The sequence below is a fragment of the Thioalkalivibrio sp. AKL8 genome (assembly GCF_000380525.1).
In the GTDB taxonomy this organism is placed as follows: domain Bacteria; phylum Pseudomonadota; class Gammaproteobacteria; order Ectothiorhodospirales; family Ectothiorhodospiraceae; genus Thioalkalivibrio; species Thioalkalivibrio versutus.
The window spans coordinates 63,076-77,042 of the sequence record NZ_AQYF01000008.1 but is presented as its reverse complement, the minus strand read 5'-3'; the positions used below and the strand labels follow the sequence as shown (position 1 = coordinate 77,042).

At 66.6% G+C, this 13,967-nt stretch carries 13 protein-coding genes and 1 pseudogene; 10 read left to right on the top strand and 4 right to left on the bottom strand.

Features of this window, described 5'->3' with window-relative positions; genetic code table 11:
- Position 1 precedes the first annotated feature (1 nt).
- The gene (locus G335_RS0107665; RefSeq protein WP_018169428.1) at positions 2 to 1,282 is read right to left on the bottom strand and encodes a metallophosphoesterase; all 1,281 of its coding nucleotides are present in this window, start codon (positions 1,280 to 1,282) and stop codon (positions 2 to 4) included.
- Between the two features lie 84 nt (positions 1,283 to 1,366).
- On the bottom strand, positions 1,367 to 2,113 hold the full coding sequence (locus tag G335_RS0107660) for an HAD family hydrolase (RefSeq protein WP_018169429.1): 747 nt from the start codon (positions 2,111 to 2,113) through the stop codon (positions 1,367 to 1,369).
- Positions 2,114 to 2,240: 127 nt separating this feature from the next.
- On the opposite strand from G335_RS0107660, the gene G335_RS0107655 reads away from it, so the two are divergent.
- The 3 genes and pseudogenes from G335_RS0107655 to G335_RS14490 all read left to right on the top strand — a co-directional run bounded on the left by G335_RS0107655 (position 2,241) and on the right by G335_RS14490 (position 5,002).
- Positions 2,241 to 2,825, top strand: a complete 585-nt coding sequence (locus G335_RS0107655) for a cytochrome b (protein ID WP_018169430.1) — start codon at positions 2,241 to 2,243, stop codon at positions 2,823 to 2,825.
- A gap of 13 nt (positions 2,826 to 2,838) precedes the next feature.
- On the top strand, positions 2,839 to 4,434 hold the full coding sequence (locus tag G335_RS0107650; RefSeq protein WP_018169431.1) for a hypothetical protein: 1,596 nt from the start codon (positions 2,839 to 2,841) through the stop codon (positions 4,432 to 4,434).
- Between the two features lie 363 nt (positions 4,435 to 4,797).
- Positions 4,798 to 5,002: pseudogene (locus tag G335_RS14490) on the top strand (hypothetical protein).
- A gap of 305 nt (positions 5,003 to 5,307) precedes the next feature.
- Here G335_RS14490 and fabA read toward each other — a convergent pair.
- Positions 5,308 to 5,820: a 3-hydroxyacyl-[acyl-carrier-protein] dehydratase FabA gene (gene fabA, locus G335_RS0107645; protein WP_018146069.1), complete on the bottom strand. Its 513-nt coding sequence runs from the start codon at positions 5,818 to 5,820 to the stop codon at positions 5,308 to 5,310.
- Positions 5,821 to 5,912: 92 nt separating this feature from the next.
- Entirely contained in the window at positions 5,913 to 6,227 is a 315-nt protein-coding gene (locus tag G335_RS0107640) for a hypothetical protein (RefSeq protein ID WP_018146068.1), read from the bottom strand.
- Between the two features lie 200 nt (positions 6,228 to 6,427).
- Between G335_RS0107640 and G335_RS0107635 the strand changes: the two genes are divergently transcribed.
- The 7 genes from G335_RS0107635 to G335_RS0107605 all read left to right on the top strand — a co-directional run bounded on the left by G335_RS0107635 (position 6,428) and on the right by G335_RS0107605 (position 13,871).
- Positions 6,428 to 7,762, top strand: coding sequence for a hypothetical protein (locus G335_RS0107635; RefSeq protein WP_018169433.1), 1,335 nt, complete (start codon positions 6,428 to 6,430; stop codon positions 7,760 to 7,762).
- A 110-nt stretch (positions 7,763 to 7,872) separates the two neighbouring features.
- Entirely contained in the window at positions 7,873 to 8,574 is a 702-nt protein-coding gene (locus tag G335_RS0107630) for a TIGR04211 family SH3 domain-containing protein (RefSeq protein WP_018169434.1), read from the top strand.
- Positions 8,575 to 8,829: 255 nt separating this feature from the next.
- Positions 8,830 to 11,130 (top strand): putative monovalent cation/H+ antiporter subunit A, encoded by a 2,301-nt coding sequence (locus G335_RS0107625; RefSeq protein ID WP_018169435.1) that lies wholly within the window; start codon positions 8,830 to 8,832, stop codon positions 11,128 to 11,130.
- On the top strand, positions 11,127 to 11,552 hold the full coding sequence (locus G335_RS0107620; protein WP_018146064.1) for a Na+/H+ antiporter subunit B: 426 nt from the start codon (positions 11,127 to 11,129) through the stop codon (positions 11,550 to 11,552). Before G335_RS0107625 ends, G335_RS0107620 begins: the two co-directional genes overlap by 4 nt.
- A complete protein-coding gene (locus tag G335_RS0107615) occupies positions 11,552 to 11,899 on the top strand; it encodes a Na+/H+ antiporter subunit C (protein WP_018146063.1) in 348 nt (115 codons plus the stop codon). The genes G335_RS0107620 and G335_RS0107615 overlap by 1 nt, the downstream gene beginning before the upstream one ends.
- Positions 11,896 to 13,401: a Na+/H+ antiporter subunit D gene (locus G335_RS0107610; RefSeq protein ID WP_018146062.1), complete on the top strand. Its 1,506-nt coding sequence runs from the start codon at positions 11,896 to 11,898 to the stop codon at positions 13,399 to 13,401. The genes G335_RS0107615 and G335_RS0107610 overlap by 4 nt, the downstream gene beginning before the upstream one ends.
- Entirely contained in the window at positions 13,398 to 13,871 is a 474-nt protein-coding gene (locus tag G335_RS0107605) for a Na+/H+ antiporter subunit E (RefSeq protein ID WP_018169436.1), read from the top strand. Before G335_RS0107610 ends, G335_RS0107605 begins: the two co-directional genes overlap by 4 nt.
- Positions 13,872 to 13,967: the final 96 nt, after the last annotated feature.

Here is a 13,967-nt window from a genome sequence, read left to right as displayed (position 1 = left end):
CTCACGCTTCGCTCTCGCGCTGGAGCAGCAGCCGGTCAAGGGCGTGCAGGGCGGCCGCTTCCAGGTGGCGGGCGATCGCCTCGTCATCCGGGACGTCGGGGGCGAGGGCGCGATAACGCGGGTCATGAATCACTTGGGCGAGCGGGTCGCGGGCCTTCTCCAGGAGTTCGCGGCGGGTCGCGTTGTCCGGGCCTTGCAGCAACTGCAGCTTGCGGGCCAGCAATGCGGCGGGGTCGCTGCCCGCGGCGAGTTCCGCCAGGTCCAGGGCGGGCAGGGCCTCCAGGCGCCAGTCATGGACGAAATACAAACGGCCGCCGAGGTCCTGCGGGGTGGCGCGCGGGTCGTCGGCGTACAGGCTGCGCTCCAGCGCATGGCGTTGATCGCTGCGTCCGGTCAAGCGCAGGCGGCAGCCGACGGCCGCAGGCCTGTGGCTCCAGGTCTCCAGCTCGGCATGGAGGGCTCCCAGTGCCTCGGTCACCCGGCGGTGGATATCGGCCGCTTGCTGCAGGCCATCCACGGCGATCTCGAGGGTATGCCAGGACAGCGGTGCCAATGGAATCTGTTCGATCGCGAGGTCGCCGCCCGGGGTGATTTCGAGACACCAGGGGCCATGGCGGCCGGGCTCGCCCGGATCCATGCCGGTCAGGGAGCCCAGATAGCCCATCGGTCGGGGCGCGGCGAGCGGATCGGGGCGGTGGATGTGGCCCAGTAGCCAGGCCTCAACCGGGGCGGCCTCCAGGTCGCTGCTGCGCACGGGGGCGTGCGGGCTGCGGGACTGGTCACGATCGCAGTGCAGCAGCCCGACGGTGGGGCAGTCTGTGGGGGCGGGAAAATCGCCTTCCAGCGGACTGGTGGTTACGCGCGCTTCGGGGAACGACCAGCCCGCAATCCGTACACGCTGATCATCATGGCCGCGCAGCTCGCGGGTGTCCCACTGCCCGCCGGCCCCCAGCAGCTCGAAGGCCGGCAGGGATTCGGCCAGCCGCGGCAGGACCTGGACGTCATGGTTGCCGGCGACGCCGAGTACCCGGATGCCCGCCTGGGTCAGGCGCTCGACACCCGCCCTCAGGTCGCGGTAAGCCTCGTAGAAGTCGTCCTCCTGTTCGACCACGTCGCCGGCCAGCAGCACTGCCTCGATGCCTTGTTCCACGGCATAGTCGACGCTGCGGCGCCACGCAGCGGCCGGGCCGAGGTTTGCGATGCCGAGCGCCTCGTCCACCGCGGGCGGGATGCGCGACGGCTGTCGGCCCAGATGGATGTCGCCCACGCACAGGAGCTTCATGGACGCGGGGAGGCGGTCGGGATCATGGGCGCAGTTTGGAAGAATCGCGGACCAAAGCCAATCCCGGACCGTGGCCGGGTTGGCTCAGGCTTCCATGCCGAGTTGCCGGGGCAGCTGGCCGAGGCGGCCGAGGGTCAGGCAGGGGCGGGGGTGACCGTGTTCCCAGGGGAGCGAGTCGGGGTTGAACCAGGCGGCGCGGAATCCGGCCTGTAGTGCTCCCAGGACGTCCGCGGTGCTGTCGTCCCCGACGTGCAGGATGGCGTCCGGCGTTACGCCCGCCTGTTCGCGGGCCTGGTGGAAGATGCGTGGATCGGGCTTGGCGGCCCCGGCCTCCCCGGCGGCGATGGCGAAATCAAAGTGTCGGCCCAGGGGTGTGCGAAAGACATCCGCGTTACCGTTACTGATCGCGCCCAGGCGGAAGTGGCGTGCCAGGGTTGCCAGCACATTCTGGGCCTCGGGATAGGGCGTGACCTCGTTGCGCGCCTCCCAGAACACCTGGAAGCCTTCACCCGACAGACGCTCCGGGCAGCAGCCACAGGTTTCGGCCAGTTCGCGCAGCCAGCGCTTGCGCAGGCGGGTCAGGTCGTGGCGCTCGTGGTCGGGGGCCGCGCGCATGAAGGCCGTGCGCGCCTGGATCAGGGCATCGGGACCGAAGCGCTCGCACACCTCGGGCGCCTGTTCACGAAGCCAGGCATAGAAGCGTGCCTCGGCGTGATGGATGACCGGCATCACCGGCCACAGCGTGTCGTCGAGGTCGAAGGTCAGGCAGCGGATACCGCCGGGTTCGAACGCTTGAGGTCGAAAAGGCGCGGGACGGGGTGTGTGGTTCATCCTTGCAAGGTTAGCGTGGAACCGTCACGACACGACCATTCGGATAACACCTTTGGGGGTACTCACGGCGTTCGGCCGTCGGAGTGGACTGCTACGCTGGGAAGGAAGCGACGAGGAGGTCTTCGACATGCAAACAACCAACGATTCCGGTGTCTGGCCGCGCTACAGTCGGGGCCAGCGGGTGGTGCACTGGCTGGTGGCGGTATTGGTGCTGGGCGCGCTGAGTCTCGGCGGGACGATTGGCTGGTTCGGTTTCGAGGGGTTGCAGGCGCGCTTCGGCGAGGATGCGACCAACACCATTTACACCTGGCACAAGAGCTTCGGGGTGCTGATTCTGGCACTGATGCTGGTGCGCATCGGGCTGCGGCTGCGTCATGGCAAGCCGCCCTACGCGGTGGCACTTGCCCGTTGGCAGCGGATTGGCTCGGAGGTGGTGCACGGGCTGCTCTATGTCCTGCTGATCGTGATGCCGGTGATCGGGTGGTGGGCGACCGCGGCCGGGGGCTATCCGGTCCAGCTGGGGCCGTTGATCCTGCCGGGCTTGTTCCCGGAAAACGAAGCCCTTTCGGAGATCCTGTTCGGCTGGCACCAGGCGCTGGGGATGGCCATCCTGATCCTGGCGCTCGGCCATATTGCGGTGGCGCTGTTCCACTGGCGCGTGCGTCGGGATGGCGTGATGCAGCGAATGACCTTCGGTTCGGCTCGGCGCTGATTCCGGGGCGCCGATGCTGCGATTGCTGCTGACCCTTGTTGCGCTGAATGCGGTGCTGCTGGGTCTGGAACTCCCGCGCTACGCGGGGCTTGCACCGTACTGGTTGGCCTGGGAGGCCGTGCTGCTGGTGGGCCTGTTCGCGCTTCTGCCGTCGGGCCGGCTGGCGCGGGGGTTGGCGTGGCTGGCGGGCGGGCTCCTGCTGGCGCTGGTGGTGTTGGCGTTGTTCGATGCCCTGACCCGGGCCAGTCTGAACCGGCCGCTCAACCTGATCCAGGACTGGATACTGCTGGATGCGGTGTACCAGTTGGTGACCGGGAATCTCGGCTGGGTGGCCACCGTGTTGTTGGGCATCGTCCTGATCGCCGGGCTGGTCGTGGTGATCTGGGGAGCGGCTCGGGGGCTGTATGCGCTGGGCAGCCGTGCCGCAGGCGCGCGGCGGGTGCCGCTGCCCCTTGCCGTTGGGCTGCTGGCGCTTGGCCTGGTGGGTACGGCCGCCGGCATGCGCGACGTGGCGCCCGCCGGAACGGTCGCGCCGGCGGCTGGGATGGTGCAGCAGCAGATCGCGGCGGGGCAGGCCGCCATCGCGGAGAACCGGGCCTTTCGTGCGCGGCTGCAGCAAAGCCGTGAGCAGGCCGGGGCACAACCGCTGCCGGGACTTGCCGGGGTCGACGTGATCCTGGGCCTGGTGGAGTCCTATGGCGTCTCCGCCGTTTTCGACGAGCGCTATGCGCCCGTGATCGTGCCGGGACTCGAGTCGATCGGCGACGATCTCGACGCCGCGGGCCTGCACGTGGTGACCGGCGTGCTGGAGGCGCCGATCGCCGGCGGGCAATCCTGGCTGGCGCAGGCCTCGCTGCTGTCGGGTCTGCAGGTGCGCTACGCCGGGCACTACGACGCGTTGCAGGCCGAGCCCCGCGATACCCTGGTGCAGGATTTCCAGACGACCGGCCACCGCACGGCCATGCTCGCGCCGGCGATCCAGCTTGACTGGCCGGAGGGCCGGTGGTTCGGCTGGGACCGGATGGTGGGCAAGCACGACTTCGACTACGCCGGGCCGCCATTCTTCTGGGTAACGATGCCGGACCAGTACACCTGGTCGTTCTTCGACCGCGAGGTGCGCGCGACGTCGGAAGACCCGGTGTTCGCGATGCTGGCGCTGGTCAGTTCGCATGCGCCCTGGACGCCGATCCTGCCGGTGCTGGAGGACTGGGATGCGATCGGGGATGGCGCGATCTTTGACCAGTGGGCCGACCAGGGGCCCGCGCCGGAGACGCTGTGGCGGGACTTTGGTCGCGTGCGCGAGTACTACGCGGAGTCGGTGCGCTACTCGCTGGAGGTGACCGGGGCCTACGCCGCCCGGTTTGCCGATGAGGAAACGCTGTTTTTCATGCTGGGCGATCACCCGGCGGCCGCGCTGATTACCGGTCAGGACGCCAGCTGGGCGGTACCGGTCCACGTGATCTCGGGCGATCCGGAATTACTGGAGCCGTTCCGGGCGCGCGGCTTCGTGTCGGGGATGCTGCCGCCGTTGGAGCAGGCGGAACATGGCTTCGATGCCCTGCGTGGCTGGCTGCGCGATGCATTTGGCGGGGCGCCCGGAAAGGACTGATCGAGTGGTGACTGTCGCGGTTTCTCGAGCCGAATGGCCGGGCCTGGTTAATCGTCTGGTGTTTACGGTGGCTTCTGTCCGGCCGCCTGCCAGGCGCTCTCTCGCGAGCGCACCGCGAGGTACTTCTTTGCTCGTGCAAAGAAGTACCCAAGAAACACGCCCGACTGCCGCGACCCCGGCCCGCTGTGCGGGCCGGGGTTTCCCTCGCTCCGAGGCTTTTCGCGGGCGGCGCTGAACTCGCTGCGCCTTCGGCTCCGCTCAGACATCCAGCGCCTTGAATCCCGCGAAAAGCCTCTCCACTCGGCGCGACGACAACGGGGAGGCAGGTCCAAACAAGGACTATCCCAGCGTTCTTGCCAGTGGATGATGGCTAGGTCTTCGAGCATCTTCGGCACGCTCGGCCTTTGGCCGTTGCGTGCCGCGCCCGCGCGGCGGGCGCCGGGGCTTTCGGGCGGCGATGCCTATGGTTAGGCAGAAGCGTGGGATACGGTCGGTTTTGACCTTCCCCTCCCGTATGGAGCCCCTTGCGGAAGGGTTCTCGGGCCGGAAGAAGGCGCTGGATGCCTGAGCGGAGCCGCAGGCGCAGCGAGTTCAGCGCCGCCGGCCCGAGGGCCCTGGAGCAAGGTTCCCGGGCGGAATCCGGGTGCCCTTCTTTAGGTACTTTCTTGGGCAAGCAAGAAAGTACCTCGCGGTGCGCTCGCGAGAGAGCGCGTGGCAGGCGGCCGGACGAAGGCACGTAAACACCTAGCGCCGAACCATGGCCAGCCAGCAACCGGCAGGCGTCGGACCCGAGCCACCGTAAACACCAGCGACGAACCGGGGCCAGCCCGGGCCTAATGGCAGTAAGTAGGGGTCGGGCGGGTGCCGGTGGGGTTAGAAGTTTTCGGTGGAGGTGAACAGGCCGACGCGGAGGTCGTGGGCCTCGTAGATCGGGCGGCCGTCGACCTTGACGATGCCGTCGCCGATGCCGAGGACCAGCTTGCGCGAGATCACCCGTTTCATGTCGATGTGGTAGGTGACCTTCTTCGCGGTGGGCAGGACCTGGCCGGTGAACTTGACCTCGCCCACGCCGAGGGCGCGACCGCGGCCCGGGTTGCCGAGCCAGGCCAGGTAGAAGCCGACCAGCTGCCACATCGCGTCGAGCCCAAGGCAGCCGGGCATGACCGGGTCACCGGGGAAGTGGCAGGCGAAGAACCAGAGGTCGGGGTTGATATCCAGTTCGGCGATCATCTCGCCCTTGCCGTACTGGCCGCCGTCGCTGTTGATCTCCAGGACGCGGTCCATCATCAGCATGTTGGGGACCGGCAACTGGGCGTTGCCGGGGCCGAACATGTCGCCGTAGCCGCAGGCCAGGAGTTCGTCGCGATCGTACTGATTCTTCTGCATGGGAGCGCCGCTCGGGGAAAAGGCCGGTATTGGACCGAAACCCGCGCGCAAAAGCAATTGCGGCGGGCGTGGTGGCGCTGACGGGCCGGTCGTCAGGCGTCGGATGGATACCGTAGCAGTTCCGCGAGGGTGAAGAAGCGATCGCCGCGCAGGTAGCCGGCCTGGATGTCGGCGGTCAGGGCCGTCGGGCGCCCCTTGCCGTCGCGTTCGGAGACCCAGGGCGCGGGCACGGTATCCAGGATGTGCGTGCAGGCCAGGCGCCCGTCATCCAGATGGCTCGCATGGACCTCGCCGGTGCGGCGGTCGCGGAAGGCCGGGAGCCAGCCGGCGGTGAACCCGGCATCCAGCCAGGCGGGGTTCTCTGTGCGGGCCGGTGCGGGTGCCGGCAGGAGGTCGAGGCTGAGCATCGCGAAGTCTCCGGGGATTTAATCCGGATATCGGCGCCGGCGCCGCAAACTTGAGTACGGATCCCTCCGCGCGCCGGCAGGCGTGGAGGCGTTGCGACATAATCGGAGCGCGAAGGCGGAGGTCCGAGTTGCGCTGGAGGGTGCGGGCACCGACCATGCCGTAAAACAATAAGCAAGGGGTCGTCGTGGCGGTCACTGTAATGCTGTGGGTAGTGGGGGTTGTTGTCGCGATTATCGTGCTCGATCTGGCGCGACGGCCGCTGCGGCGATTGCTGGTGGGCCTGACGGGTGGGATTACGCGCCTGGTCTGTGCCCTGCGGCGCCAGGTGCTGCATCTGCGCGATGCGGCTCAGCGCTGGCACCAGGCGCATCTGGCGAGGCTGGAGGCGGAGCGCGTCCATGTCGCGGTGCATGCCCTGGAGCGACGCTACGCTCGGCTGGTGGGCCATGATCTGGCCGAGATCCCCGATCTGCGCCAGCAGGTCCACGAGACGCTGCGCCAGCTGGAGGACGCCTACGCCCGCGACGAGGGGCGCTTGTCCGCCGAGCCGGGCTGGGTCAGCCGGCTGGAGGCGTTGGTGAGCACGCCCGTCGGCGAGAGCCCGCAGGGGCAGCGTCTGGCGCAGGACATGCAGGAAACGGTGCTGCGCATCGCTCGCCTGGGTATGGAGGAGCACCGCCAGATGGCCCGTGGCCTGTTGTCGGCGCGCCGCCGCATGGAGGCCCCGTTGCACGAGCTGACCGGGCGCCTGGAGCAAGTTCACCGGCGACTGGCGGACCTGCAGCGCCAGGGCGAACGTCTCGACAATGGTCTGACTCGTTGCGAGAGCCGCGACCATCCGGCGCACCGACAGTGGCCGGCGTATGCCCAGGCGGGTAGCCAGTGGCTGCTGGGCGCAGCCGGACTGGCGCTGACGGCTGTGGCAGTGATCGTGTACCAGCGCCTGTTCGACCCGGCCCTGGGCTCGCAATTTCCGGCGTCCATGGAGGCCGGCGGCGTGGCCTTTCCGGATCTGGTGGTCGTGATCCTGTTGGGGGCGGCCGCGGTCTGTGGCTGGCTGCTGGCCGAGGCGCGCGGTGTCTCGCGGCTCTTGCCACAATCCCTGATGGACGGCAGCGAGGGCGTGCGCCGCGCCCTGGTGGTGGTGGCTGCGGTGGCATTGGCCGCACTGGCGCTGGTCTCCGGGTTTGGCGGTTTCCACCTGGAGTGGGTGGCTTATCGCCAGGAAATGGTCGATACCCTGCTGGCAGGGGGCGAGGCACCCCCGGTGACGCTGGATCTGTTCGAACAGTCGGTGGGGGCGATCCTGGGGCTGGTGATCCCGCTGATCGTGGCGCTGGCACCGATCTGGCTGGTGGGCGTCCTGCAGGCGACCCGAGTGATGCTGGGTGGACTTCTGAGCTTGCTGCTCGCCGTGCTGGCCGGGGTCCTGTACCTGCTGGCGGTGACGGCGGCGCAGATCCGCCGACTGGCGCCGATGGCGTTTGACCTGCTCACGTTTCCGTCGCGGGTAGTGCGGGAGCAGTTCTTGTAAGGCTCGCGGCAATCGTTATGTGAACTCGATCAACCCCTGGCGTGGCCTGGCACGCGCTGCGCGGATACCGCTGTAGAATGCAGCGCCGTTGATCCCTGACGAATCAAGAGATGGCAGAAGACATGACGACGAATGGGTGGCCGATGCGCGTGGTAGTGCTGGTTCTGGGCGGATTGCTGATGGTGGCCTGGGGCGGCGCGGCTGCGCAGCAGACCCGGTACGTCAGCGAGGAACTGGAGGTTGGCGCACGGGGTGGTCCGTCGAACCAGCACCGGATCGTGAGTGCCGTGCGCGCCGGCCAGCCCGTGGCCGTGATGGAGCAGTCCGGTGACGGCTGGAGTCGGGTGCGCCTGCCCAGTGGCAGCGAGGCCTGGATCCTGACCCGCTACCTGCAGGACGAGCCGCATTCGCGCGAGCGCCTGGCCGAAGTCGAGGCCGAGCTGGCCGAGATCCGCTCCGGGGCGGATGACCAGGAGGGCCGGATCGCGGAACTGCTGGATCGGCGCAATGCGTTGACCGCGGAACGTGACGAACTGCAGGCACAGCTCGCGGAGATGGAAACCGAGCTGGAAGAGCTGCGTGATATCGCCTCGCGGCCGCAGGAAATCCAGCGCGAGAATCGCCGCCTGGAAGAGAACCTGATCGATGCCCGCGACTCCGCCGACGAGTATCGCCGTCAGGTCGAGGTGATGCAGGCGGACAGTCAGCGCAAGTGGTTCATGACCGGAGCGCTGGTCACGGTGGGCTCGGTGATTCTCGGGATCGTGCTTACGCGGATTCCCGCCCGACGCCGTCGCAGTGAATGGAGCTGATACCGGGGGTCTTGATCGGCGCTTTCCTGAGACCGGTTCTTCTCGTCTGAAAAGGCCGCTGTCAGCGTGTCTTTCGGGGCTTGCGCGAGGAACGTCACGTTTCTTGCGCGGCCTCGGCCGAGTCGGTAGGCTTCCGCGACCGATTTGACCCTGGTGCGCCTTGATCGGCTCGCCCCGTCAGGATCGGAAGGACCCTCACATGCGCGGTCGCGGCCGCGTGCCTTGGCCCGGAACTGAAAGGACTGAGCTGACCGGATGCTGTACGCAATTCTGTCAACGTTCCTGGTGGCGGCGTTTGCGCCCACGATCCACCGCCTGACCGGCCGCACCAGTGGCTGGGTGCTGGGCCTGTTGCCGGCCGGGCTGTTCGTCTATTTCCTGAGTTTCCTGCCGGCGGTTTCCAGCGGCGAATCCATCGTGCTGGCCTGGCCCTGGCTGCCGGGGCTGGATATCCAGCTCTCGTTCCTGGTGGACGGCCTGTCACTGCTGTTTGCGTTACTGATCTCGGGCATCGGTTTCTTCATCGTCACCTACGCCGGGCGCTACCTCGAGAAGGATCGCGATCTCGGCCGTTTCTACGTGATTCTGCTGGCCTTCATGGGGTCCATGCTCGGGCTGGTGCTGGCGGATAACCTGATCGCGATGTTCGTGTTCTGGGAGCTGACCAGTATCACGTCCTACTTGCTGATCGGCTACAACCACGAGAACGCAGACGCCCGCAAGTACGCGCTCCAGGGTCTGTTCGTAACCGTCGGCGGCGGTCTGGCAATGCTCGCCGGCATCATCATGCTGGCGATGGCCGGCGGCTCCTACGAGATCTCCGAGATCCTCTCCAACGGCGATGTAGTGCGCGAGCATGCGCTGTATCTGCCGCTGTTGTTCCTGATCCTGCTCGGGGCCTTCACGAAGTCGGCACAGGTCCCGTTCCATTTCTGGCTACCGCGCGCGATGGCGGCGCCCACGCCGGTCTCCGCCTACCTGCACTCGGCCACCATGGTAAAGGCCGGCATCTACCTGCTGGCGCGCCTGAATCCCTCGCTGGGCGGCACGGATGTCTGGTTCACCACGCTGGTGTTGGTCGGCTCGGTGACCATGTTCACCGGTGTGTTCCTGGCCTACCGCTCCACGGGCGTGAAAAAGGTGCTGGCGTATTCCACGGTGATGGCGCTGGGCACCCTGACCATGTTGATCGGTATTGGCACCGAAACCGCTCTGATGGCGGCGATGGCCTTCCTGCTGGCGCATTCCCTGTACAAGGGCGCGCTTTTCATGGTCGCGGGCATCCTGGATCACGAGGCCGGGGCCAAGGACTTCCTGCAGACCGGCGGACTGCGCAGCACGCTGCCGGTGACGGCGGCATTCACGGTCCTCGCGGCACTGTCGCTGGGTGGCGTGATCCCGCTGTTCGGCTTTGTCGCCAAGGAGCTGATGCTGGAGTCGGTGCTTGGGGCCCCGGGGTTGGTCGGCATCCTGACCCTGCTGGCGGTGCTGACCGCGATCCTCGGGGTGGCGGTCGCCGCGATTGTCGGCATCCGGCCGTGGTTCGGGCCGAAGGTGGACACGCCCAAGACCCCGCAGCACGACGCCCCGGTGGCCATGCTGGCGGGCCCCGCGGTGCTCGCCAGCCTGGGCCTGATCTTCGGCCTGGGGCCGGGGCTGGCCGACGAGGGCCTGATCAACGCGGCGGCGGCCAGCGTGCAGGGCGCGCCGGTCGACGGCTATCTGTCGCTGTGGCACGGCCTGAACTGGCCGCTGGCGATCTCCGCCTTCAGCCTGGTGGCCGGTGGGGTTCTCTACTGGCGCTGGGACCAGGCGCGCCGCGCGCTGGCCTGGGTCGATCGCGTCGCCGAATTCGGCCCGGAGAACGGCTATTTCAAGATGATGGACGGCCTGGTGTGGCTGTCCGAATGGCAGACCCGAGTGCTGCAGAACGGCTATCTGCGCTATTACGTGATCGTGATCGTCGTGGTGACCGCGGGTCTGGTCGGGGTCACCGCCCAGCTGTTCGAGGTCGGCGTCGGGTCGCTGAATCTCGAGCGCCTGAAGGTCCACGAGATCGCCATCCTGGCGGTCCTGGTGGCCTCCACGCTGTTCGCGGTGCTGACCCGCTCGCGACTGGGCGCAGTGGCGGCCCTGGGCTCGCTGGGCTTCACCGTGGCGCTGGTCTACGTGCTCTACAGCGCGGCGGACGTCGGCATCACCCAGGTGCTGGTCGAGACCCTGACCGTGATCCTGCTGGTGCTGGTGCTGTTCCGGCTGCCGGGCTTCCTGAACCTGTCGTCCACCGCGCTGCGCCTGCGTGACGCCGGGATCGCGCTGGTGATGGGCGGCATGATCACGCTGCTGATCCTGAGCACCGTGGATGCGCGGCTGTTCGACTCCATCTCGCAGTACTTCATCGACGAGTCGGTGCCGTCCGGTTACGGCCGCAACATCGTTAACGTGGTGCTGGTCGACTTCCGTGCACTGGATACCCTGGGCGAAATCTTCGTGCTGGCGCTGGCGGCGATCGGGGTGTACGCGATGCTTCGTTTCCGCGCGGAGGACCGCCGATGAACATGCATTCCCTGATCCTGCGCACCGCGGGACATTTCCTGCTGCCGCTACTGCTGCTGTTTTCCGTGTTCCTGCTGTTGCGCGGGCACGACGAGCCGGGCGGCGGTTTCATTGGTGGGCTGGTCGCGGCGGCGGCGATCCTGCTGTACCTGTTTTCGATGGATACCGAGTCGGCACGCAAGGTGCTGCGGGTGGACCCTCGGGATCTTCTGGGTGCCGGCATGGTCCTGGCGGTGATCAGTGCCATTCCCGGCGTGTTTCGCGGGCAGGCCTTCTTTACCGCCCAGTGGTGGGAGTTCACTGCGCCGATCTTCGGCGAGATGAAGCTCTCGACCGTGCTGATCTTCGATATCGGGGTGTACCTGGTGGTCATCGGCTCGGTGCTGACCATCATGCTCAACCTCGCGGAGGCGGAGGACTAATGGAAGTCGTCATGGCCTTCGTGGTCGGCGGTCTCTATGCCGCGGCCATCTACATGATGCTGCGCCGCTCGATCGTGAAGCTGGTGATCGGCCTGGTGCTGCTGTCGAATGCCGCCAACCTGCTGATCTTTACCGTCGCCGGCATGACATCGGGCGCGCCGCCACTGATCTCCCCCGGAGATACGGTGCCCGAGGGGGTCGCGGCCGATCCCCTGGCGCAGGCCGTGGTGCTGACGGCGATCGTGATCGGTTTCGGGGTGCTGGCGTTTGCCGTGGTACTGATCCACCGCGCCTACGAAGTGGTGCAGGCCGATGACATGGACCAGATGAAGGACACCGATCGATGATGATGTCCGTGGCCCTCCCGATCATCGTGCCGCTGCTGGTCGGTGCGTTGTCGGTGATGTTGTGGCGTTCGCACTTCGCGCAGCGGGCCCTCGGCGTGCTCGGTACCGGGCTGATGCTGGCCGTCAGCGTGTGGCTGCTGGCGGATACCTGGGAGCACGGGCACGTGGTGATGGAGATGGGCTCCTGGCCCGCGCCATTCGGTATCGTGCTGGTGTCCGACATGCTGGCGGCGATCATGGTGGTGCTGACCGGTATCATCGGCTTCGCCACGGCGATCTATTCGCTCTCCGGCATTGGCAAGATGTCGGAGAAGTTCGGATATTACCCGCTGCTGCATCTGCTGCTGGCGGGGGTGAATGGCGCGTTCCTGACCGGCGACATCTTCAACCTCTACGTGTGGTTCGAGGTGATGCTGGTCGCCTCCTTCGCGCTGCTGATCCTGGGTGGCGAACGCGCGCAGATGGAAGGGGCGATCAAGTACGTCACCCTGAACCTGCTGTCGTCGATGATCTTCCTGACCGCGATCGGCCTGACCTACGGGCTGACCGGCACCCTGAACATGGCGGATATCGCCGACAAGCTGTCCACCGTCGAGGACACCGGTCTGGTGACCGTAATCGCGATGCTGTACCTGGTCGCGTTCGGGGTGAAGGCCGCGGCGTTCCCGTTCTTCTTCTGGCTGCCGGCGTCCTACCACACGCCGAAGGTGGCGGTCTCGGCGCTGTTCGCGGCGTTGCTGACCAAGGTCGGGGTCTACGCGCTGTACCGCGTGTTCACGCTGATCTTCAATCAGGAAGTTGACTACACCCACGAGATCCTGCTGTGGGTCGCAGCGGCGACCATGCTGACCGGCGTGCTCGGGGCGGCCGCGCATTACGAATTCCGGCGCATCCTGTCGTTTCACATCATCAGCCAGATCGGCTACATGATCATGGGTCTGGCGCTGTTCACGCCGCTGGCCCTGGTGGGCGGGGTGTTCTACATCATGCATCACATCATCGTGAAGGCGAATCTGTTCCTGATCAGCGGGATCACGTTCGTGATGAAGGGCACCCACGAGCTGAAGCTGATGGGCGGGATCTACCGTACGCATCCAATGCTGGGGGTGCTGTTTCTGATTCCGGCCTTGTCGCTGGCGGGGCTGCCGCCGCTGTCGGGTTTCTTTGCCAAGTTCATCATCATCCGCGCGGGCATCGAAGCCGAGGCCTACTGGGTGGTGGCGGTCGCGCTGGTGGTGGGTCTGCTGACGCTGTACTCGATGATCAAGATCTGGGCCGAGGTGTTCTGGAAGGCGCAGCCGGAAGGGGTCGAGGGCGAGACGCTTGACGTCACGTCCGGCCCGATGATCTGGATGTGGGTCCCGGTGATCATGCTGGCGCTGATGACCGTGGCCATCGGCCTGTACGGCGAGCCGATCTACCAGATGGCTTTGATGTCGGCCGAGCAGTTGCTGGATCCGTCGCAGTATATCGAGGCGGTACTCGGGGAGGCCCGCCAATGATCGCGCTGACCTGGAACATCGCGCTGGCCCTGATCTGGGTCTTTCTGACCGGGACGTTTACCACCGGCAATCTGCTGGTCGGATTTTTCCTGGGCTACGTGCTGCTGGCCTTTGCCCTGCGTGACAAGCCGGGGTTTGCCAGCTACGCGCGGCGGGTGCCGAAATTCATCGGGTTTATCGGGTTTTTCCTGTGGGAATTGTTCCTGTCGAACCTCAAGGTTGCCTACGACGTGATGACGCCGACTCACCACATGGTGCCGGGCGTGATTGCCTTCCCGCTGGATGCCAAGACCGATGGCGAGATCACCATCGTCGCCAACCTGATCTCGCTGACGCCGGGGACGCTGAGCCTGGACGTCTCCACCGACAAGAAGGTGCTGTACATCCACGTGATGTACCTCGAGGACCGGGATGCGGTGATCCGCTCGATCAAGTACCTGGAACACCGCGCGCTGGAGATCCTGCGCTAGTGGGCCATGCGGTTAATAAGGTAACGCTCAGAGCCACTGTGCTGGCGCGAATCAAGGCGCGTTTCGCAGGGAATGGCAGCGTCCTTGCCAAGAAAC

Bases quoted from the DNA above. Each gene is read 5' to 3' on its own strand.
- G335_RS0107665 (WP_018169428.1), bottom strand. From the start codon at position 1,282: ATGAAGCTCCTGTGCGTGGGCGACATCCATCTGGGCCGACAGCCGTCG.
- G335_RS0107650 (WP_018169431.1), top strand. From the start codon at position 2,839: ATGCTGCGATTGCTGCTGACCCTTGTTGCGCTGAATGCGGTGCTGCTG.
- G335_RS0107610 (WP_018146062.1), top strand. From the start codon at position 11,896: ATGATGATGTCCGTGGCCCTCCCGATCATCGTGCCGCTGCTGGTCGGT.
- fabA (WP_018146069.1), bottom strand. From the start codon at position 5,820: ATGCAGAAGAATCAGTACGATCGCGACGAACTCCTGGCCTGCGGCTAC.
- G335_RS0107640 (WP_018146068.1), bottom strand. From the start codon at position 6,227: ATGCTCAGCCTCGACCTCCTGCCGGCACCCGCACCGGCCCGCACAGAG.
- G335_RS0107605 (WP_018169436.1), top strand. From the start codon at position 13,398: ATGATCGCGCTGACCTGGAACATCGCGCTGGCCCTGATCTGGGTCTTT.
- G335_RS0107620 (WP_018146064.1), top strand. From the start codon at position 11,127: ATGAACATGCATTCCCTGATCCTGCGCACCGCGGGACATTTCCTGCTG.
- G335_RS0107625 (WP_018169435.1), top strand. From the start codon at position 8,830: ATGCTGTACGCAATTCTGTCAACGTTCCTGGTGGCGGCGTTTGCGCCC.
- G335_RS0107615 (WP_018146063.1), top strand. From the start codon at position 11,552: ATGGAAGTCGTCATGGCCTTCGTGGTCGGCGGTCTCTATGCCGCGGCC.
- G335_RS0107630 (WP_018169434.1), top strand. From the start codon at position 7,873: ATGGCAGAAGACATGACGACGAATGGGTGGCCGATGCGCGTGGTAGTG.
- G335_RS0107635 (WP_018169433.1), top strand. From the start codon at position 6,428: ATGCTGTGGGTAGTGGGGGTTGTTGTCGCGATTATCGTGCTCGATCTG.
- G335_RS0107660 (WP_018169429.1), bottom strand. From the start codon at position 2,113: ATGAACCACACACCCCGTCCCGCGCCTTTTCGACCTCAAGCGTTCGAA.
- G335_RS0107655 (WP_018169430.1), top strand. From the start codon at position 2,241: ATGCAAACAACCAACGATTCCGGTGTCTGGCCGCGCTACAGTCGGGGC.